14 protein-coding genes, 1 tRNA gene and 1 pseudogene are annotated in these 20,444 nt (G+C 69.4%); 7 read left to right on the top strand and 9 right to left on the bottom strand.

The genetic code is table 11. From position 1 onward, the window contains the following. Positions 1–210: 210 nt before the first annotated feature. Complete coding sequence (locus Mam01_RS05420) at positions 211–1,869, bottom strand: DUF2637 domain-containing protein (RefSeq protein ID WP_204284332.1); 1,659 nt, start codon at positions 1,867–1,869, stop codon at positions 211–213. 304 nt (positions 1,870–2,173) lie between these two features. Between Mam01_RS05420 and cysS the strand changes: the two genes are divergently transcribed. The 4 genes from cysS (at position 2,174) to Mam01_RS05400 (ending at position 5,144) form a co-directional block, all read left to right on the top strand. Then, positions 2,174–3,568 carry a cysteine--tRNA ligase gene (gene cysS, locus Mam01_RS05415; protein WP_150930983.1) on the top strand — a complete coding sequence of 465 codons (1,395 nt, stop codon included), beginning with the start codon at positions 2,174–2,176 and terminating at the stop codon, positions 3,566–3,568. Between the two features lie 22 nt (positions 3,569–3,590). Further along, on the top strand, positions 3,591–4,547 hold the full coding sequence (gene rlmB / locus Mam01_RS05410; RefSeq protein ID WP_204284331.1) for a 23S rRNA (guanosine(2251)-2'-O)-methyltransferase RlmB: 957 nt from the start codon (positions 3,591–3,593) through the stop codon (positions 4,545–4,547). Between the two features lie 51 nt (positions 4,548–4,598). Further along, positions 4,599–4,671: transfer RNA gene (locus tag Mam01_RS05405), tRNA-Thr, on the top strand. 155 nt (positions 4,672–4,826) lie between these two features. Continuing rightward, on the top strand, positions 4,827–5,144 hold the full coding sequence (locus Mam01_RS05400; protein WP_204284330.1) for a hypothetical protein: 318 nt from the start codon (positions 4,827–4,829) through the stop codon (positions 5,142–5,144). 981 nt (positions 5,145–6,125) lie between these two features. Here Mam01_RS05400 and Mam01_RS05395 read toward each other — a convergent pair. The 3 genes from Mam01_RS05395 to Mam01_RS05385 all read right to left on the bottom strand — a co-directional run bounded on the left by Mam01_RS05395 (position 6,126) and on the right by Mam01_RS05385 (position 10,338). Next, positions 6,126–6,854, bottom strand: coding sequence for an alpha/beta hydrolase (locus Mam01_RS05395; RefSeq protein ID WP_204284329.1), 729 nt, complete (start codon positions 6,852–6,854; stop codon positions 6,126–6,128). Between the two features lie 102 nt (positions 6,855–6,956). Further along, positions 6,957–9,653, bottom strand: coding sequence for an RICIN domain-containing protein (locus tag Mam01_RS05390; RefSeq protein ID WP_204284328.1), 2,697 nt, complete (start codon positions 9,651–9,653; stop codon positions 6,957–6,959). Positions 9,654–10,164: 511 nt separating this feature from the next. Next, the gene (locus Mam01_RS05385) at positions 10,165–10,338 is read right to left on the bottom strand and encodes a hypothetical protein (protein ID WP_204284327.1); all 174 of its coding nucleotides are present in this window, start codon (positions 10,336–10,338) and stop codon (positions 10,165–10,167) included. Positions 10,339–10,818: 480 nt separating this feature from the next. Here Mam01_RS05385 and Mam01_RS05380 point away from each other — a divergent pair, with 480 nt between their 5' ends. Then, positions 10,819–11,415 (top strand): 5'-nucleotidase C-terminal domain-containing protein, encoded by a 597-nt coding sequence (locus Mam01_RS05380; protein WP_204284326.1) that lies wholly within the window; start codon positions 10,819–10,821, stop codon positions 11,413–11,415. A gap of 90 nt (positions 11,416–11,505) precedes the next feature. Here the strand turns inward: Mam01_RS05380 and Mam01_RS05375 are convergent, their stop codons facing one another. Beyond that, positions 11,506–11,724: a hypothetical protein gene (locus Mam01_RS05375; protein ID WP_204284325.1), complete on the bottom strand. Its 219-nt coding sequence runs from the start codon at positions 11,722–11,724 to the stop codon at positions 11,506–11,508. 181 nt (positions 11,725–11,905) lie between these two features. On the opposite strand from Mam01_RS05375, the gene Mam01_RS05370 reads away from it, so the two are divergent. Together Mam01_RS05370 and Mam01_RS36365 are read left to right on the top strand one after the other, a co-directional pair. Continuing rightward, on the top strand, positions 11,906–12,445 hold the full coding sequence (locus tag Mam01_RS05370; protein ID WP_204284324.1) for a GNAT family N-acetyltransferase: 540 nt from the start codon (positions 11,906–11,908) through the stop codon (positions 12,443–12,445). A gap of 237 nt (positions 12,446–12,682) precedes the next feature. Beyond that, positions 12,683–14,269: pseudogene (locus Mam01_RS36365) on the top strand (ATP-binding protein); the annotation flags it as partial. A 1,515-nt stretch (positions 14,270–15,784) separates the two neighbouring features. Here the strand turns inward: Mam01_RS36365 and Mam01_RS36360 are convergent. From Mam01_RS36360 to Mam01_RS05350, 4 genes are all read right to left on the bottom strand, one after another. Further along, positions 15,785–16,621 (bottom strand): ABC transporter permease, encoded by an 837-nt coding sequence (locus Mam01_RS36360; protein WP_239101048.1) that lies wholly within the window; start codon positions 16,619–16,621, stop codon positions 15,785–15,787. Next, entirely contained in the window at positions 16,618–17,643 is a 1,026-nt protein-coding gene (locus Mam01_RS05360) for an ATP-binding cassette domain-containing protein (protein ID WP_204284322.1), read from the bottom strand. Before Mam01_RS05360 ends, Mam01_RS36360 begins: the two co-directional genes overlap by 4 nt. A gap of 76 nt (positions 17,644–17,719) precedes the next feature. After that, positions 17,720–19,567 (bottom strand): flavin monoamine oxidase family protein, encoded by a 1,848-nt coding sequence (locus tag Mam01_RS05355; RefSeq protein ID WP_204284321.1) that lies wholly within the window; start codon positions 19,565–19,567, stop codon positions 17,720–17,722. 116 nt (positions 19,568–19,683) lie between these two features. Next, on the bottom strand, positions 19,684–20,226 hold the full coding sequence (locus Mam01_RS05350) for a GNAT family N-acetyltransferase (RefSeq protein ID WP_204284320.1): 543 nt from the start codon (positions 20,224–20,226) through the stop codon (positions 19,684–19,686). Positions 20,227–20,444: the final 218 nt, after the last annotated feature.

The raw sequence follows: 20,444 nt of genomic DNA, 5'->3' as shown, positions 1-20,444 counted from the left end.
TTCGTGGCCTGCACCGCGTTCGTGGCCTGCACCGCGTTCGTGGCCTGCACCGCGTTCGTGGCCTGCACCGCGTTCGTGGCCTGCACCGCGTTCGCACCTGGCCGGCCCACTCCACGCCGGCTGCGGGAACCGCGGCCCGGCCCCTGTGCGGGTACGTACGACCCGTCCGTGGCTGCCGCGGGTCCACGTGACCCCCTACAGGCCGCCTCGTCAGGCGGGCGGGCGGGGGGTGCTGCGCATCCGGCCCGACGGCGGTGCCAGGGGCACGGAATCTCCGCCGTCCTGGGTGGTCTCCTGAGAGGACTGCTCGCCGTCCTCGGCGACGTACTGGTCGTGCCGTGCGGCCTGCTCGTCCGGTTCGGCGCAGTCCGCCGCGTGCGCGGGGTCGGGGACGTCGCGGATGGTGCGGAGCGGCTGGGTGTCGATGCCCGCCTCGTCCTGTGCGTCATCCACCTGCGTGTCGTCCACTTGCGGGCCGTCCGCGATGCCGTCCGGCTCGGGAGTCTCCTCCGCCGCCGGCTTCGGCCGGGGATGCACGAGGACGTCGCCGGTGTGGGGCCGGACGAGATCACCCCAGCGCACCGGCCGGTTCCGCCGGGGCGGGGCCGTCTGCTCGGCCGGGCCGGGTTCCGCGGGGCTCTGAGGGTTCTCGGGGGCGGGGTTCTCGGCGGAACCGGTGACGGCAGGGTCGAGCTTCTCGGAAGTCTCGTCGGCGACGGGCTCCGGGGCGGGCGCAGCCGCCTCGGCCGTCTCATCGGACGACGCGTTCCGAGCCGGCTCCGACATCCCCACGTCGTTCTGCGCCGTGGACTGCTCGGTGGTCTGCGCTGTGGTCTGCTCCACGGCCTCCTCGGCGGGCTCCTCCAGGGGAAGCTCCGTCACGGGGGGCGTCGGGGGCGCCGCCGTCGGGGGCACGACCGCCAAGGCCTCGGGGTCGTCCCGGTCCTCGGCGGCCTCGGCCTTGGACACCGTTTCGCCGGGGACCGCCTCGGGAGGCAGCCGTACGCCGTCCTCGTCGGTGTCAGGAGTGACGGCGTCAGGGGTGACGGGGCCGGGCTCCGCGGCGTGGGGGCCGGTCGTCTCGTCGTCCGCCGGAGCGATGACCGGCAGGGGCGGGGCGTACTCGGGTGGTGCGACGGTTTCGGAGACCGGGCTGACCGGCAGCGGGGGGACATAGCCAGGCGGCGCCACGGCCTCGGGCGCGGGCTGCAGCGAGGCGGCATGCTCCTCGCCGGGCGGATGCGGGGGAGCGTGCCGTTCCTCGTGGACGGCGGGATAAGGGACGGCGGGGTAGGGGGCGGTGGCGGCGGGCAGGGGGGCGCGCCTGCTCATGGGCTCGCCGTCGAACGGCAGGAGGCCCTCGTCGGAGTCGCCGTCCAGGTCGAGGTCGGCCCGGTTGGTCCGCACGTGCTTCAGCAGGAGCAGCAGCAACCACAGCCCGACGGTGAGCATCACCCAGGGCAGGAGCGCGACGACGAGCGCGGCGTCCTCGGGATCGAAGGAGACGCCCATGGCGGCCGAGGCGTTCGCGGCGGCGGCGGACGCGAGGAGGACCAGCAGGACGAAGCCCGCCTGCACCCGCACCAGGAGACGCGCGCCCCGCAACACGGGCACGCTGACCAGGGCGACGACGAGCAGGATGTCGAAGGCAGCGGGATAGAGGTAGGCGAGGCGGGGCTCGGCGCGTCCGGAGACGGCCAGTGCCCGCAGATCCTCGAAGGAGAGCGCGCATGCGGCTGCGGCGAGCATCGCGAGGGCGGCGCCCGCGAGCCCGACGGCGAGGCGGCGCAGCACCAGCGGGATTCCGGAAGGGGTATTTCGGGACGGGCGGGAGGCCCTGCCTGCCGCGCCGGGGGGAGTCACGTCCATGGCGTTTCGAGCCTACAGAATCGGACCGGCGGGTTGATCGCACTGGGGTGCCGGCCCGCTTCGTGTCGTGACGGCGCGTCGCGCGGTGTGAAGGGTCGGGCCCTGCCCGCGGGGTGTGTCCGGAGCGCGGCCGTCGCGGCACTGGCGGCGAGGCTTTCGCGCGGTCCCGATTCGATCAATACCGGTTTTGCTGGGGCTTAAATCGGGACTTATGTGACGTATGTTTCACTGCTCCGCCAGGCGGAGGCATTCACCGGCGCCCAAGTAGCCCTGTGCTGTGGCGTCAGGCGTTAGCCTAGCCTTCGTGAGCCTGCACCTCTACGACACCAGCACGCGTACGGTCCGTGAATTCGTACCGGTCGAGCCCGGCCGGGTCTCGATGTATCTGTGTGGTGCGACCGTTCAGGCTCCGCCGCACATCGGTCACATCAGGTCCGGCGTGAACTTCGACGTCCTGCGCCGATGGCTGCTGCGGCAGGGCTTCGACGTCGTCTTCTGCCGCAACGTGACCGACCTCGACGACAAGATCATCAGGGTGGCCGCCTCGGAGGGCGTGCCCTGGTTCGTCGTCTCCGAGCGCAACCAGCGCGCCTTCACCTGGGCGTACGACCAGCTCGGCTGCCTGCCGCCGACCGTCGAGCCGCGCGCGATGGGCCACGTGCCCGAGATGGTCGAGCTGATGCGGCGCCTGATGGACAAGGGCCACGCGTACGCGTCGGGCGGCGACGTCTACTTCGACGTGGTCTCCTACGCCGACCGGTACGGCAAGCTCTCCAACCAGAAGCTGGAGAACATGCGGGCGGCGGGCGACACAGACACCGACTCGCTCAAGCGTGACCCGCGCGACTTCGCGCTGTGGAAGGGCGCCAAGCCCGGCGAGCCCACATGGCCGACGCCGTGGGGCCGGGGCCGTCCGGGGTGGCACCTGGAGTGCTCGGCCATGGCGACCAAGTATCTCGGCGGCACGTTCGACATCCACGGCGGCGGCGTCGACCTGATCTTCCCGCACCACGAGAACGAGATCGCCCAGTCGCAGGCGGCGGGCGACGGATTCGCGCGCTACTGGCTGCACAACGGCATGCTCAAGCTCGGCGGCGAGAAGATGAGCAAGTCGCTCGGCAACTCGCTGCTGATCCCCGACATGCTGCGCAAGGTGCGCCCGGTGGAGCTCCGCTACTACCTGGTCGCGGCCCATTACCGCTCCGCCATCGACTACTCCGACGAAGCGCTCCAGGAGGCGGCGGCCGGATACCGCCGGATCGAGGGGTTCGTCACCCGGGCTGCCGAGGTGATCCACGACGTGGACGCCGCCGCTCCGCTGCCGCAGGCGTTCGTGGACGCCCTGGACGACGACCTGAACGTCTCCCAGGCGCTCGCCGTGGTCCACGAGGTCGTCCGCGAGGGCAACGTCGCCCTGGCCCAGGGCAACAAGGAGCAGGTCGCCCGGCTGCTCGCCGAGACGCAGAACATGCTCGACGTGATCGGCCTCGACCCGAGGTCGGAGCAGTGGCGTACGACCGGCGACTCGGGGCTGCGGGAGGTCGTGGACGCGCTCGTGGCGGTGGCGCTGGAGCAGCGGCAGGCCGCCCGCGCCCGCAAGGACTACGCGGCGGCCGACGCGATCCGCGACCAGCTCGCCGCCGCGGGCATCGTGGTCGAGGACACCCCGCAGGGCCCGCGGTGGGAACTGGCACGGTAAACGTGGCCCTACGCTAGAGACCATGGCGGGTAGGGCTTCAGGGAAGCCGTCGAAGAAGCAGGGGCCGGCAAAGGGCTCCGGTGGCAAGGTTCGCCGCTCCCTGGAGGGCAGGGGAGCGACGCCGCCGGCGGAGATGCGGCACTGGTACAAGGACAAGGCCCGTGCCGAGCGGATCGAGCGGGAGTCGCGGGGCGGCGCCGCATCCTCGCGTACGCCGAGCCGTACGCGCAGGGACGACGCTCCCGAGGTCATCGGCGGGCGCAACCCGGTGGTCGAGGCGCTGCGGGCCGGCGTCCCCGCGAGCACGCTGTACGTGGCGCAGCGGATCGACAGCGACGACCGGGTCCGCGAGGCCATCAAGATCGCGGCCGATCGCGGGATCGCGCTGCTGGAGATCGGCCGCGACCGGCTCGACCGGCTGACCGAGAGCACGGTCCACCAGGGTGTCGGGCTGCAGATCCCGCCGTACGAGTACGCGCATCCCGAGCAGCTCGTTGAGCGGGCCAGGGACGCGGCGGAGGTGCCGCTGATCGTCGCCCTGGACAGCGTGACCGACCCCCGCAACCTCGGCGCCATCGCGCGCTCCGCGACCGCCTTCGGCGCGCACGGGCTGCTCATCCCGTCCCGCCGCTCGGCCGGCGTCAGCGCGGGCGCCTGGAAGACCTCGGCGGGCACCCTCGCCACCCTGCCCGTCGCCCGCGCCTCGAACCTCACCCAGACGCTCCAGGCGTACCGGGAGGAGGGCCTTTTCGTGGTCGGCCTCGACGGCACCGCCACCGTGGACATCGCCGACGTCGAGCTGGCCTCCGAGCCGCTCGTCGTGGTCGTCGGCTCGGAGGGCAAAGGCCTGTCGCGCCTGGTCAAGGAGTCGTGCGACCAGATCGCCCGCATCCCCATGAACGCCGCCGCCGAGTCGCTGAACGCCGGTGTGGCCGCCGGGATCGCCCTCTACGAGGTCGCCCGCCACCGCCGCCGGTGATTCCGCCGTGACGGTACGGCCCCCGGCCCACTAAACTCGTCTGGGTAGCAGGCCGCCTTAGCTCAATCGGCAGAGCATCTGTCTTGTAAACAGAAGGTCTGGGGTTCGATTCCCCAAGGCGGCTCTCGTACGACAGGCCCCTGACCGCGCTCTCGCGGTCAGGGGCCTGGTGCTTTCGGGCTTCATGCCTATGCCGAGGCAAGTAGGAGGCGCGGCGGTGGGCATGGGAGGAAACCAGATGAGCAGACTGACGACCCAGGGCCGAAGCATTCTCATGTCGTGAGACCGAGTAGCTGGGCCGCGACCGCGAAGCCCCACAGCCTGGCGCTCCCTCAGTGGGGGCCGGAGCGGGCCATGGACGGCGCGGGCGCGATCGAACTCGAACACCAGCGACGCATGGTGTCGCTGCGCGCCGAGGGGGTGATCGCGGTCCTGTGCCCGGTCGCCTCCGACACCGTGGCCGACGTCGCGATCATGACCGTGCCAGCCGAGGAAGCCGCGGAGATCATGTCCGGGGACCCCTGCGTTCGAGCGGGGACGATGCGCTGCGAGGTTCACCCGTGCCATGGCTTCCCCGGAGACGCCCTTCCCGCGTAGGTGGTCCAGGCCAGGGCAATCAGCGTCTGTCCGATCCCGGCGTACATCTCGCGGCAGGCGGCCCTTCGAGTGTCAGGATGACAGTCTCTGTCGGCGGAAACGGTCCTCTGCGTAATCAAGGCCGATGCGTTCTCATGGTGTAAAACCGAGTAACTGATGGCCGTCCGCAGGATGGCCGCGGTAGTGGTCGGTGTCGGCGGTGATGTCGGTCCAGCCGACCAGGTGCGCCACGCTTCGGCCCTGAACGACGACCGCCCTGCACCTACGTCACAGTCGTGGTCACAACCAATCTTCTTCTGGTGGCCCCAAATAGGACGTGTGATTACTATGCCCATCCGCGTGGCCGGTGCAGCGAAGTATTGAGAATCTTCTCGGGGAGAATCGGCTGGAGCCCTTGCCGGGAAACGCTGCCCACAATAACAGCAGCCCAAGAGCGCTCAGAAGAGCGGGATCCACCCAAGGAGGAGCGCCAAGCCAGGCGGACGCCGAAGGCGGGACCTTGAGGTACTCAGGGAGCTGGCCCTGTCGATAACTGTCTCGAAGCCCCGTCCATGTGGAGGTGAATGTCGCATGACTCTCAAACAGGCCGAACAATATATTACCGAAGAGCCATCCGGCCACGATGGTGGACAAGATCCACCGTGACCATGCCCGCCTCCTGGACTTTCTCGGGGGGGAGATGAAACTCCAGAGCAGGCTTAAGGGAAGTTTGATGAGGCCGGTTATCGAGACGGGAATTCTTCCTTTTTCTCGAAGGCAGCGCTGGCATATCACGGCTTTTTTGGACAAGATACGCGTATTTTGTCTTTTTCGCACCCTGCTTTTCGGCATGACCGATGCCCTTTGCCACGGACGACCGAGATGGCTCTCCAGGTCGAAGCTACTCCAGACGACCTCGGACTGCGAGGCCCTTTAGGTGCCTATTCATGATGAGCTGTCCTACCGAATCCGGATTACGGCATGCGCCTCGCATCGGCAGTGTCATGCCACGGTCCCGCCGGCGGCACTCGCGAGGAGTGCCGCGACACGGTGACCAGCCTCCATCGCGTGGCCATCCGCAGCCGGAACGCATCGCCTCAGGCCGGGATCGTACTGCGTCATCACGATGCCCGCGTGATTCGTCTCCAGTTCGTGAAAATGCACTGGCCAAGCGTGGTCGTGCAGCACCTTCGCGAACTCACGTGAGTGCTCCACGTCCACCAGTTCGTCATCAACCCCATGCAGGAGCCAGAAGGGAACGGGGACCAGGTCATCGTGCACTACCGCTTCAAGCGGCACCCTGGGGGAGATGGGAGTCGGTCGGCCGTAGCCTGTCGCCAGGCACGCGACTGCCGACGGCCGCCAACCGCCGGCGGCCGAAACATCCACAGCGATCCCCGAAGCCGCCCGGGCCCCCCGCGACCAACCCGCGAGAAGCACGCGGCGTGGATCTCCGCGAAATGCGTGAACATGGGCCCGTACGAAGGAGATCGACGCCAGCAGATGAGCACGCCCCCCATCTGGGGCATCGGAGCGCCAGTCAGGAACGAACACCACCACGCCGAACTCGGCCGTAGCTCGAGCCAATGGCTCCAGAACGCTCCGTTCATCGGGACCACTGCCGTGCCAGAGCAGCATCACCGGATCCGACTCCGCGTTCGCACGGCGGTAGACATCCAGCAACCTGCCTGTCGTGCCGTAAGCGACCCCTCGATCGACGTGGAGAGTCACATCGCCTCCAGTGCAATGCCTTCGGCTGGAATCTCGACCGTCGGCAGGGTGGGCCGCGGGCGGTGCGCGTGGCACCGTCCGCGGCCCGGTGGAACCGTTACGTCAGCTGCGCAGGCTCCACTTCTGGTTGTTGCCGCCGTTGCAGGCCCAGAGGATGAGCTTGGTGCCGTTGGCGGTGCCGGCCGCGTTGGCGTCGAGGCACAACCCGGACTGCACACCGGTGATGGTGCCGTTGGAGTTGACGTTCCACTGCTGGTTGGTCTGACTGTTGCAGTCCCAGATGATCACCTGGGTGCCGTTCGTGGTGCCCTGGCCGTAGGCGTCCAGGCACTTGTTGCCGAACACCTGCAGCTGCTTGCCCGACGTGTACGTCCACCGCTGGTTGGTCTGGCCGTTGCAGTCCCACAGCTGCGCCTGAGCGCCGTTGGTCGCCGAGCCGCCGCTGACGTCCACACACCGGCCCGACTGGGTGCCCACGATCGTGCCGCTCTGCTGGCCGTTCCCGCCGCCGTTTCCTTGCCTGACGAGCGACTTCGACTCAGCCGATCGATTTCCCTGGGCGTCCACGACGTACAGCCGATATTCACCGTTCGTCGTCGGAACGGCGAGGGAGGTCGCGGTTCCGTCCGCCCTGGTCATCGTGGCGCCGGCGGTGAAGGACGTCGTGCCCGAGGGAGCCAGCCAGACGGTCTTGCTCGCGTCGCCGGCGCTCCGGATGGGAATCGATGTCGCACCGGCGGCGACGAACGTGCTGGCGGGCAGGACGTAATCCGGCAGAGAGAGATTGCTCTGCGGGACGATGTTCCGGTACGCGTCCTCGAGCCCGGAGTTCACGGCGATGCCGTAGGCCTGCGACGGCCAGACATAGTCGGAGTACACGAGGATGTCCTGGACCGTGCTGTTCGGCAGGTTCTTGTTGGAGACCTTGTTGATCGGGCCGTATGTCTGCGTGATGCTCAGGTCGTGCTTACGCCCGAAGTCGTCGGAGTTGATGAGCCACGTGACATTCTTGTCCACGCTCAGGACGTTGTCGCGGAACGTCATGTTCCCCGAGCCCTCGTCCGGGTGGAGTCCGTACTTGTGACCGGACGGGACGCCCTGCAGGTAGTTGTTGGTAATCGTGGTTCCTGGCTGGTTGCCCAGCGTGTAGATGGGCGCCGTGTCGCTCAGCCGCTGCACCGTGTCGATGATGTGGTTGTAGCTGATGGTGTTGTTCTTCGCCGTGGTGGTCGGCCGGTTGGGTGCGATCGAGCCTGACGACCCGTCGAAGTTCCACCACCCCCAGCCGAGCGTGATGCCGGACCACGGGGTCTTCTCGATGCGGTTGTGCTGGATGGACAGGGTGTCGGCGAAGTACGCCGAGATCGGGCTGTGCCCGTTGAACAACACGGCGCTGTCGTAGATGTAGTTGTTCTTGATCTCGATGTTCTTGGGCGCGCCTTCGACCTGAACGGGATACTTCTCGCGGTTCGTCGAGGTGTAGTCACCGATGTAGACATGCTGGGGATGGCCCACGGAGATGGCGGATCCGGCGATGTCGTTGGTGTAGTTCCCGATCAGCTGCGTGTTCACCACGTCGTTGGCCAGGGTGATTCCGTCGACGCCAGTGTGCTGGATCCGGTTGTTCTGCAGGACGAGCCCGTCGGCGTTCTCGACCTGGATCATGCCGGGCGCCAGGTCGACGTTGCGGTAGTAGTAGGCGTGGAAGTTCTGCTTGGCGTACGCGATGGCGCCGAGATTGCCCTGCTGGGCCTGCTTGAGCACCGAGCCGGCCACGTTGAACAGATTCCAGTCGGAGTGCTGGACCGTCAGGCCGGAGAACGTGATGTTCCGGGCGCGGCTGCTCGTGGAGGTGCCGGCGACCCGGAGAAGGGTGGACACGTTGTTCGGCGCCCAGACCGACGCGGTCGTCATGTCTTCCGAGCCCGATTTGTAGTAGTACAACGTCCGGCTCGTCTTGTCGAAGTAGAACTCGCCCGGCGCGTCAAGGAACTCGTAGGCGTTCATGACCTTGTGGCTGCCGCCGACCTGGGCGTTGCCGTTGAAGGCGCCCTGGGCGATGGCCGCTCCCGGCTGCTGGAACAGGGCTATCCGGTTCGAGCCCTCGGTGGTGACCTGCCGGACACCCACGATGGCCGTGGTCCAGGTCGTCGCGGTCTCTATCTCGATGTCGTCCTGATTGGCTGCGACGGCGGGAAAGTCGTTCAGGCTGTACTTCGCTCCGGCGCACTGCGAACCGGATTCCCACGCCCAGGACGCCTGACCCGCCGTGATGGTGTAGGTGCCGTAGCATCCCGCCGAGTTCATCGTCTTCGAGGCCATGAACGCTCGCTTGTCGTTGACATAGAGCGCACGGAGCTTGTTGCTGCGATTCAGCGGGGCTTTCCAGATGTTACCGCTGTGCTGCGTCCATCCGGTCACCTGGACGCCTCCGGTGAGGACCGGCGTCTCGTTCTGGTACGCGGCGTATGTGATCCGATAGCCATTCGTGCCGGAGTCGGCGGGCGTGAAGTCGATGGTGCTGCTGACCGAATAGGTGCCCCCGCGGAGATAAACGAAGATGTCACCCGTCATGTTGGCGTTCACCGTGCGGACGACGTCCCTCGCGCGCTGCAGTGTCCTGAACGGTGACGTGATCGTTCCGGGGTTGGCGTCGTTGCCGTCGGGGGCGACGTAGTAGGTGGCCTGGGTCGCCGCCGAGGCCGGGGTACTACCTGCGAAGACCGGCAGCAGTGCAGCGGCGACGAAAACCGCAAGCGCTGCTAACGCCTTCCCAGTGGTGGACAGGGCTGACTTCACGCTCTGTTCCTTTCGCTGATTCCGAGCAGATTTTCACCGCGTAATAACCCCGCCGTGAGAGAACTCCTCGGGGTGTGCCCCGCAGGTGGCTCATTGGTCGCAGTAACGTATGACGTATGCCGACTGATGTGTGGGGGTAATGTCGCATTAACAGAGGTTCCTGGCAACAGTCGATGGAGCGCGGGCAGGCAGCCCTTCACCCACCCGGCGACGCGATGCCGGGTGATCAATCCGCGGCGCGGTGGACCTCCCGTGGGTCGCGGTGGGACGCCGCCGGTCGGGCGTACGGGGGGATCTGGTCGCTCGTGGGTCCGTTCTGCCAGTTCAGGTGCCGGTTCCTCCGCCTTCGTGCCGATTGCCTGTCGCCTGGCGTGGCCCTGCAGGCGGTGTCAGTGGCGCACCAGACCCCCTGTCCGGACCGGTCCGCGATCCGGGCGGGCCGAGGGAGGAGCGGCTCGCATCACCGGTGGTGAATCGCACATGCTGGTGAAACTTTCATCAACAAAAGCGATCACATTCGATCGGTGGCCCACAGCTGGTCGAGGCTGGAGCCGGCGAACAGCCGGTCGACGATGCGGTGGCGGTCGGTGCCTGCGGACCGGGCGCCGGTGGCGGTCGCCGGGCGCCCCACGATGCCCGTGCGGTGCGGGGACATCAGCACGACGGTCGTGTCGTACGGCGTCAAATAATTCAGCGCGCGGAATTGTCGGTCGGCGTGGACAGTGTCTGCTCGTCCTTGTCCTCATCGACAGACGGGAAAACTGTGGGATTACTCAGTAGGGCCGGGCGTCGGATCGCAGGGCTGGCGGGCATCGCGGTCCTCGTGTCCGGTGCTTTCGTTCCCTCTGCGCAGGCCGCACCCCTGCGATCCTTTTCCGGGACGGCTTCCGCCCCACTCGCATCGGCCGACAATCCGGTGCGGAAACTCACTCTCTCATTCGAGCGAACCACTGCGACGAAGTGCCCGGTCACCTTCGATGTCTACGGGACCTTCGAAGGACTCCCTCCGGGTCCGCAGCTCATCCAATACCGCGTCGTCGGCACCGAGCAATGGAAGAACCTGAAATCCCCCACCAGGCACCACGGCAGCTTCACCGCCCTGCTCGCGACGGTTCCATCGGGTCATACGTCGGTCCAGATCGAGCTCAGGCAGCCCGACGGTCTGATGTCCGACACGCTCTACTACTTCAAGTGCGGAATGCCCGGCGCGGACGAGACCTTCGGTGAGACCTCCGAGCCCATCGTCCGGACGCCCAGCGGCGGCCCACTGGCCGAACTGGTCGCCGACGCCAACCTCGCCGCGGTCCAGGCCCGGTCGGGCGCGGAGGCGGCCCTGGTCAGCAGGTACGGATTCCACCAGGACCTCGACGCGGGCCCGGTCACCTACGAGGAGGTGTTCGTGACGCTTCCGGCCGGGTTCGCCGTGGACGTGTGGGAGGTCACCGGCGCCGCGCTGAAGTCCGTCCTCGCTTACCCGAACGCGCAGGGCTGGGTGCTCACGCCGTCGTCCTCGCTCCGCTACACGCTGGAGGGCGGCGCCGTCACCGAGATGACGTTGAACGGCGTTCCGGTGGCCGACGACCAGGTCATCAGAGTCGCGGCCAACTACGTCCTGGTGGGCGGCTACGAAGGTTTCCCCCGATGGCCCGGAGTCACCAGTGTCTATCACGGCGGCCCGGACGACAGGGGTGCCCTGGCCACCTATCTGGTGAAGAACTCACCGGTCAGCGCGCCGGCCGGCGACCGGGTCACCATTCGATGAGCATGGCGTGAACGAGCTGATCGCCGGGCGGAATTCGTTCCGCCCGGCGATCAGCGAACCTCGGATCCGGTCACGGCGCCGGAGGACCTTTTACGGGACGCTCCAGAGGAACCAGAGGTTGTACTGGTAATCACAGCGGTACCAGGTCCACATGTGGTTCTGGACGCCGTAGTCCCCGTACCGGTAGCAGTCGGAGGAGGAGTAGTAGACGTTGCGAAGTGTGTCGGCGTGCGCGGGGGCGGCGTTCGCGACGACCGTCAGCCCACTGATCAATGCGCCGGCGACGGCCAATGATTTGATTTTCCGCACTTACCCTCCTTGGAGCGGATGTCGTGCCGGACTTCCACTGCGAAGCATCACAGCGCGGGCGATATCCGTACAGTTTCATCTTCTCCGCCGTTGTTTTCCTAAGAGACGACCTGCGGCGATGCCGGACGGGCGCTGAAACTTTCCCCGCCAATCTCTGGCCGGCACGGGTTAGGTTGGCCGGGTGGGGATCTATACGGATCTACCGGCCGAGCTGGTGACCGAGCGGCTGCGGTTGCGGCGGTGGGCGCCGTCGGATGCCGAGGACTACCGCGGGTTGTGGCTTGAGCGGGGTCCCACAGCGCTACGGCGGATCGACGCCGAGGGACGCCCGACGATCGAGGAGATGCGCGGCCGGCTCCTCGGCAATCCGCTGATGGCGGATCCGGGGCTCGGGTTGCTGCCGATCGAGCTGCGGGACACCGGTGAGTTCATCGGGTACTGCGGACTGACCGTCGGCCAGGCGACCTTCGACGAACCCGAGATCGCGTACGAGCTGGCCCGGCGAGCTCACGGCCACGGTTACGCGACGGAAGCCGCCCGTGCGGTCATGGAAGCCGCGGCGCGAACAGGACGCCGACGGCTCTGGGCGACCGTGCGGGAGTGGAACGCACCCTCGTTCCGCGTCCTGGAGAAGCTCGGTTTCCACCGAAGCGACCGCGTCACCGAGGACGCCGAACGCGGCGACACGATCTGGATGACGCGCGTACTCGATCAGAGATAGCGCCGTGAACACCGGCCGCGGTCCACTCCCCGGGGAGCGCCCGTGAGGTGATCGCGTGCTCTTGGAAAACGGATTCGCTGACAAACGGGTTCAGGTCGCGTGCGGGCACGCTCGTGACGGGGGGCTCGTCCGTAAGCTGAAGGTGTGTCCCCTGAACTTGTCCTGCTCGACGGCGTCCGCTGGCGGGGTGCGCGCGTGGTCGGCTTCCGTGCGCAGACCCTGCTGGCGGTGCTCGCCATGCACGGACGCGCGGGGGTCGGCGACGAGCGCCTGATCGAGGAGCTGTGGCCTGAGGAGGCGCCGGCCAATCCGGCGAAGGCTCTGCAGGTGGTCGTGTCGCGGACCAGGGCGGCGACCCACGCCGATGTGGTGGTCCGGGTCCCGCGCGGTTACCGTCTCGGGCTCGCCGCCGACCAGGTGGACGCGCTGCTGCTCGCCGCGCTGGTGGAGCAGGCACGCGTCGCGCTGGGAGAGGACGACGTGGCGCTCGCGCGCCGCCGCGCCGAGGAGGCGATCGATCTCGGGAAGATCGGTTCGGACGGCGCGACGGGCCCGCTCGCGGAGCTCAGGGGCGTCGCGGCGGGGTGGGCGGCCGAGGCGCGGCGGGTGGCGGCGATCGCCCGTGGCCGGAGCGGCGCCCACGAGGGCGCGCTGCCGCTGCTGGAGGAGGCCGCCGCCGACCGGCCGCACGACGAGGAACTGCTCGCCTGCCTGCTGCGCAGCGAGGCCGCCGTACGGGGCGCCGCCGCCGCGCTGGAGCGCTACGAGCGGTATCGCGCGGCCGTGGCGGAGCGGCTCGGCGCGGAGCCCGGGCCCGAGCTGACCCGCGTGTACGCCGAACTCCTCGCCGCCGACCGGCCCGTGCGTGAGGGCATCCTCTTCGACGGTTCCTCGCTGCTGGGCCGGGACGGCGACATCCGCGCGGTGCACGCCCTGCTCCGGACCAACCGGGTGGTCTCCATCATCGGCCCCGGAGGGCTGGGCAAGACGCGGCTGGCGCACGTCGTCGGCCGGAACGCCGCGCAGCCCGTCGCGCACTTCGTCGAGCTCGTCGGCGTCTCCTCGCCGGAGGGCGTGGTGGGCGAGGTCGGCTCGGCGCTCGGGGTCCGCGACTCGGTCAGCGGGCGCCGTGCCCTGACCGCCGAGCAGCGCTCCGACATCCGTGCCCGGATCGCCCGGCACCTCGACCAGGCCCCGGCGCTGCTCATCCTGGACAACTGCGAGCACGTGATCGAGGCCGTCGCCGACCTGGTGGGCTTCCTGACCGTGACGACCCGCGACCTGCGGGTGCTCACCACCTCGCGCGCCGCCCTGTCGATCCCGGCCGAACGCGCCTATCCGCTCGGCGCGCTGCCCGCGCCCGACGCGGTCGAGTTGTTCCGCCAGCGCGCCACCGCCGCCCGTCCCGGCGTACGGATCGACGACGGCGTGGCCGAGGAGATCGTCGCCCGCCTCGACGGGCTGCCGCTCGCGATCGAGCTCGCCGCGGCCAGGGTGCGGGTGATGTCGGTGGAGGAGATCGCGCGGCGGCTGGCGGACCGGTTCGCCCTGCTGCGCGGCGGGAACCGTACGGCTCCGGACCGGCACCAGACGCTGCTCGCGGTGATCGACTGGTCGTGGAACCTGCTCGACGAGCCGGAACGGCGGGCGCTGCGGAGGTTGTCGCTGTTCGGCGACGGCTTCACGCTGGCCACGGCCGAAGAGGTGCTCGGCCCGGACGCCCTGCACGTCCTCGCCGCGCTGACCGAGCAGTCGATGCTGAGCCTGACCGAGACGCCGCACGGCCTGCGCTACCGGATGCTGGAGACCGTCAGGGAGTTCGGGCGGATGCGGCTGAGGGAGGCCGGTGAGGAGACGGACGCCCGGGAGGCGCAACGGGCCTGGGCGACGGCGTACGCCGTGGAACACGGCCGCGCGATGTTCACCGCGGCCCAGTTCACGGCGGTCGACGCGATGCGGGCGGAGGAGGGCAACGTCGCCGATCTGTTCCGGCAGGCCCTCGGTGAGGCCGACCCGGCCACGGCGATCCAGTTGCTGGCCGGCCTCGGGGCGCTGTGGTCGATCCGCGGCGACCACTCCCGGCTTCTCGTCCACCTGGACGCGATCTGTGAGGTGGTCACCGCCTGGGCGCCGCCCCCGCACCTCGTCGAGGTGACCAGGGGCGCCATGCTGCTGACCCTCATGAACAGCATGGTCACCGATCGCCGGGCCGAGCCGGTGCGCGACCTCCTCCAGAGGCTGCCCGTCAGCGCCACGACGGACCCCCGGCTGGTGGCGATGGCCACGGTGCTGTTCGCGTGTCACCTGGGCGACGGGCCCGAGATACACCGCCGGCTGGCGGAGCTGCGCCGTAGCCCCGACCCGCACGTCGCCTCCATGGCGACGCAGATGAGCGTCTACATCCTGGAGAACGCCGGAGACGTGGCCGGGGCGATCGAGGCCGCCGAGCGGACCCTGGCGATGCTGCCCGAGGACGACGGGCCGTGGCTCGCCGCGATCCTGCACACCGCGCTCGCCCACCTGGTGATGCGGCGCGGCGACCACCGGGGGGCGGTCGGGCACGCGCTGACCGCCCTTCCGGTGCTGCACCGGCTCGCGGCGACCGAGGACGAGAGCCAGCTCCGTACGGTGCTGCTGGTGGCCGCCCTCGCCGACGGCGATCTCGCCACCGCCGAGGCCCAGCTCGCCGAGATCACCCGGATCAACGCCGGCGAGGCGGTGCTCGGAGTGTCGGCGATCGCCTCGATGTGCTCGGCCGAGCTCGCCCTCACCCGCGGCGAGACGGCCGCGGCTCTCCGGGAGTATCGCCTGGCCGTCGAGCGGGCGCGTGACCTCCGCCTGCCGAAGAGCAGCCAGCCGGCGGAGACGCCGTGGGTGGTCGTCGCGGTGTCGGTCGCCCTCACGGCGTACGCGTACCACGCCTCGCCGGAGGACGCCGGGTACGGCGAGACGCTGTTCTCCGTCGCCCGGAGCCACAACCCTCTAGCCCCGGAGGGTTCGTTCTCCGACACCTGGGGCCCCGCCCTGTGGTCCGTGGACGACCCCGCCTTCGACTTCCCGTTGTGCGGCACGGTGCTCTTCTCGCTCGGCGCCTGGGGGCTGCTGCGGGGAGCGATGACTCCCCGCGAGGCGATCGGGCTGCTGGTGCTGGCCGAGCGGTTCACGTACCACAACAGCATGCCCAGCATGTCCTTCGAACGGATCGAGCCGTACGCCGAACGGGCCGCGCCCGGGACGCTCGCCGCCGTCCGGGCCGCGTACGGCGACCGGCGCGGCGCGGACCTGCTCCCCGAGGCGCGGCGCCTCGTGGAGCAGGTCTTCGGCCAGGACGGACGGGCGTCACATGTGCCGCTTGTAGCTCCGCACCGACAACGGCGCGAAGATCGCGATGACGACGGCGCACGCGAGGAGCGTCCAGCCCACCTCTCCGCTGACGACTGCGTGGTTGGCGAGGTCGCGGGTGGCCGTGACCAGGTGTGAGACCGGGTTGACCCGGACGAACGCGGCCAGCCAGCCGGGCAGCGTCTCGACCGGGACGAACGCGTTCGACAGGAACGTCAGCGGAAACAGGATCATCATCGAGATGCCCTGCACGGCCTGGGCGCTCCGGGCGATCGTGCCGACCCAGGTGAAGGCCCACGCGAGCGACCAGCCCGTGACGACCGCCAGCAGGATCGCGGCGAGCACTCCGGCCGGCCCGCCGTCCGGGCGGTAGCCCATCACCAGGCCCATGGCGAAGGTCAGCGTGGCCGCGATCGTGTAGCGCAGCAGGTCGGCCACCATCGGGCCGGCGAGCGGCGCGATCCGGGCGATCGGCAGCGACTTGAACCGGTCGAAGACGCCCTTTTCCATGTCCTCGCGGAGCTGGGTGCCCGTGGCCATGCACGTCGTCAGCACCGTCTGGGCGACGATGCCGGGGATCATCAGAGGGAGATAGCTCGCCACGTCGCCGGCGATGGCGCCGCCGAAGATGAAGGCGAACATCGCGGTGAACAGGAGCGGCTGAAGCGCCACGTCGAAGAACTGCTCCGGGTTGCGGCGCATCTTCTTGAGCGCCCGCCACGCCATCATCAGGGTCTGGCCGAGCGTCTCCCTGACGGAGACGCGCGTCCGGGCGGACGCCACGCGCTCGGCGGCCCGGACCACCTCGCGGGAGGGCGCGATCACGGTGCTCATCGGTTCTCCTTCGTGCGGTTCTCGTCGTCCCCGTCCGTCTCGTGGCCGGTGAGGGCCAGGAACACCTCGTCCAGGCTGGGCTTGTCCACGCTCACCGAGGTGATCGACACCCCGGCGGAGCGCAGCGCTATCAGTACGTCCGCGGCGAGGTCGGCCTGGTCGAGGGGGACGTTGAGGCGGCCCTTCTCCGGGCTGAGGACCGGCTCGGAGCCGAGGACGCGCCGTACGACCTCCACGGCCGTGGGCACCTCACTCGGATCGGCGAGCAGCAACTGGAGGGTGGAGTCGCCGACGGCGGTCTTCAGTTCGTCGGGAGTGCCCTCGGCGACCTTGCGGCCGTGGTCGATGACGGCGACGCGGTCGGCGAGCTGGTCGGCCTCGTCCAGATACTGCGTGGTCAGCAGCACCGTGCAGCCGTCCGCGACCAGACCGCGGATGGTGTCCCACATCTGGCCGCGCGTACGCGGGTCGAGACCGGTGGTCGGCTCGTCGAGGAAGATCAGCGGCGGCCTGGTGATCAGGCTGGCCGCCAGGTCGAGACGCCGGCGCATGCCGCCGGAGAACTGCGAGATCGGTTTGTCGGCGGCGTCCTCCAGGCCGAACTGGCCCAGCAGCTCGGTGGAGATGCTCCGTGCGCGCGGCCCGGCGACGCCCTGCAGGCGGCTGAAGAGCCAGAGGTTCTCGCGGGCGGTCAGGTTCTCGTCGACCGACGCGTACTGCCCCGTGACCCCGACCAGCTGCCGGATCACGTGCGGGTTGCCGGCCACGTCGACCCCGAAGATCTCGGCGCGGCCCTCGTCGATCTTCAGCAGGGTGGCCAGCATGCGCAGTGTCGTGGTCTTCCCGGCGCCGTTCGGGCCGAGGACGCCGAAGATCTCGCCCGAACGCACGTCGAGGTCGATGCCGTCGACGGCGCGGTGCTCGCCGAACGTCTTCACGAGCCCTCGCACCCGCACGGCCAGATCGGTGCCCCCGGCCGGGGCCGGGCCGCCCCCGGAGGGTCGGAATTCTGTGATGCTCATGCCATCACTGTCGGCGGCCCGGGTTTCACGGTGCCCTCGGCCAGGTTTCACCGCTTTCCGGTGACATCGGTACGAGTCAGGCGTTGACCTCCAGGGCCGCGCGTACGGCGGACTCCAGGGCGCCCTCGATCCAGGAGTGCTTGAGCGAGGTGTGCTCCCCGGCGAAGTGCAGCGGGCCTTCGGGGACGGCGATGGCGGGGTGGATCTCGGTCATCTGGCCGGGGGTGAAGACCGCGGCCTCGCCGAAGGCGTAGCGGTTGCGCATCCAGCTCTGGGTCTGGCCGTGGCCGGTGTAGAACTCCGCGATGCGGTCGCCGTGCACCTCCTGCAGGCCGCGCAGCGCGTAGCCGTACCGCTCCTCGTCGTCCATGGAGTCCCAGCGGGTCGCGTCGTCGGCCCACGAATAGCTGGCCAGCACGACCCCGCCCTCGCTGCCGGGCACCGGATGCGAGGGGAAGTACATGAACCGGTTGGCGTTGTCGCAGACCGATCCGCCGCCCGCCACGTGCGTCAGCGGCCCGGGTTGGTAACGGCCGCCGAGTTCGCGCTTCCAGTCCTCCTCGGTGAACTCCCACCAGCGCCTGCCGAACTCCAGCAGCACCTTCGTCGCGGAGTCGTAGTGCAACTCCATGATCGAGCGGCGCTTGGCGTAGGACAGGGCGGGCGCTATCTCGACGTGGCGTAACGCGGAGAACGGCACCGTGATGATCGCGACGTCGCCCTCGAAGGTCTCGCGCCGCCCCTGCCGGGTGAACTCGTCCTCCGTGCTGCCCGCCTCGCTGACGGTCGAGATTCGCACTCCCCGGCCCGAGGTGTCGATCCGCATGGCCCTGCGGTCCATGCGGATCTCGTCGCGAAGCCCGGGCTCCAGCGCGTACGGCAGCGATCCGCTGCCGCCGGTCATCTCCCAGTAGGTCACGTCGGGGTTGACGAGGCTGCGGGTGAGGAACGTGTGCATGAACGACAGCGGCAGGCGGGAGGTGAGGTTCTCCAGCGTGCCGATGGCGTCGATCGCCTCGTCGCCCAGCTTCGCGTGCTCCTTCAGGTAGGCGTACATCGAGTAGCCGTCGAAGTCGTTCAGCAGCCGGGCCCAGCCGTCGACCAGTTCCGGGAGCGGCTTGTCGGCCCGCTTGCCGCCCCGGACCACGGAGAAGTAGTCCCTCGCCGGCTCGAGCGCCTCGTCGAGGATCCGGGCCGCGGGCCGGCCGTCCTTGAGCCCGAACGTGGCGTTGACCCTGCGCGGGTCCGCGGCGTACTTGTCCCTCCGCTGGGTGACGCCGTTCACGTGGATGAACGTGTGGTTCATCCGCGGCGGGGCGGTGAAGTCGCCCTTCGGCGGGCCGGAGCGCCACACCTGTCCCTGCCGCGAGGTGTAGACGACCGGCGGCACCGGTCCCTTGGGCAGGACGCCGGGCGTCACGTCGACGTTGTAGAAGGGGCGGCGGGTGATCCCCAGCTTGTCGATCAGCGCCAGCGTCAGCGGATGGAAGTCGGGGATGCGCATCGCCCCCGCCTCGGCGTACTGCCGCCGGTCGCGGAACCCCGAGCGGAAGGTCTTGATCCGGCCGCCGATCCGGTTGCCGTTGGCCTCGATGACGGTGACCCGGTGCCCCGCCTGCTTGAGCAGCGTGGCGGCCACGAGCCCGGAGATGCCGGCGCCCACGACCAGGACCCTCTTGGGCGTACGGGCCCGGGGGAGACCCTTGTCGATCAGCACCTGGAGATACCGGTGCTTGAGGTCGGTGCCGTCCTCCCCGACGAGCAGGAGATCGCGCGCCACCCGAAGACAGGTCTGCCGGCGCTCTCCCGCGTACGGCGCGCGGGCCGCCGAGGCGGGGGCCGCACCCAGGGACGGGCCGGCGACGGACGCCACCGCCCCCAGCCCGGCCAGCTTGGCGAATCCTCGCCGGTCGATTGTGACCACGAACTCCTCCTCCACGAGATGGTTGCGGAGAGTGAGTTTCGAGACCGTGGCCGTACGGCGGCACCCGACGCGCCGGGGGCGGGCAACTGGTGCCCCAGGAAATCGCCAAGCGCGGGTCAAGCGACGGGCGGCTCCTCGTCGAGCAGCCGTTCCCAGAAGATCTCGTCCCGCCACGCGCCGTCCACCAGGATGTGCGCGTGGGCGATCCCCCAGGGCCGGAAGCCGTTGGCGCGCAGCACGTGCTGCGAGGCGAGGTTCTCCAGTCGCGTGTGCGCCTCCGCGCGGCGCAGGCCGAGGTCCCGGCGCATCACCGTGAGGGTCTGTGCCACGGCTCGCGTCGCATGCCCCTCGCCCTGGCGGGTCGTCGCGACCCAGTAGCCGAGGAAGCCCTTGCCGAAGGGGCCGCGCAGGATCGTGCTCACGGTCACCTGGCCGACGACCTCGTCGCCGGCCACGATGACGGCGGGCCACCGGTCGCCCCGGCGGTGGTCGTCGAGCAGCCCCTCGATGCGGGCCCGCTGCCCGGCCGTGGTGTAGAAGCCGTCGGGCTGCGCGGGCTCCCACGGCGCGTGCTCCTGCCGGTCGCGGGCCTTGTGCGCGGCGATGACCTCGGCGTCGTCCACCCGGATGAGCCGGATCGAGGTGGTCTGATCCGCCATGTGGCCTTCTCTCTCTGTAGCCGTCAGGGGCGAGACTCGCCGGGCGAATCCGCATCGGGTCTGGCCCGTCACGACATATGACGATATCGACGCTCCGCGCTTCTACCAGCGGCATGCGGACCGTCGGTGTGACGCCGGAGCGGCCGGCGAGGTGGAGCCGGCGCTGGAGACGCGGGTGTGATCGGACCGCGTTGACAGGAGGAGATCGCGCCGGTTCT

Source organism: Microbispora amethystogenes (genome assembly GCF_016863015.1).
In the GTDB taxonomy this organism is placed as follows: domain Bacteria; phylum Actinomycetota; class Actinomycetes; order Streptosporangiales; family Streptosporangiaceae; genus Microbispora; species Microbispora amethystogenes.
The sequence above is the reverse complement of the archived record's forward strand: the minus strand, read 5'-3'. Positions and strand labels throughout refer to the sequence as shown.

Bases quoted from the DNA above. Each gene is read 5' to 3' on its own strand.
- Mam01_RS05420 (WP_204284332.1), bottom strand. From the start codon at position 1,869: ATGGACGTGACTCCCCCCGGCGCGGCAGGCAGGGCCTCCCGCCCGTCC.
- Mam01_RS05360 (WP_204284322.1), bottom strand. From the start codon at position 17,643: ATGAGCATCACAGAATTCCGACCCTCCGGGGGCGGCCCGGCCCCGGCC.
- Mam01_RS05350 (WP_204284320.1), bottom strand. From the start codon at position 20,226: ATGGCGGATCAGACCACCTCGATCCGGCTCATCCGGGTGGACGACGCC.
- Mam01_RS05380 (WP_204284326.1), top strand. From the start codon at position 10,819: ATGTCCGACACGCTCTACTACTTCAAGTGCGGAATGCCCGGCGCGGAC.
- rlmB (WP_204284331.1), top strand. From the start codon at position 3,591: ATGGCGGGTAGGGCTTCAGGGAAGCCGTCGAAGAAGCAGGGGCCGGCA.
- Mam01_RS36360 (WP_239101048.1), bottom strand. From the start codon at position 16,621: ATGAGCACCGTGATCGCGCCCTCCCGCGAGGTGGTCCGGGCCGCCGAG.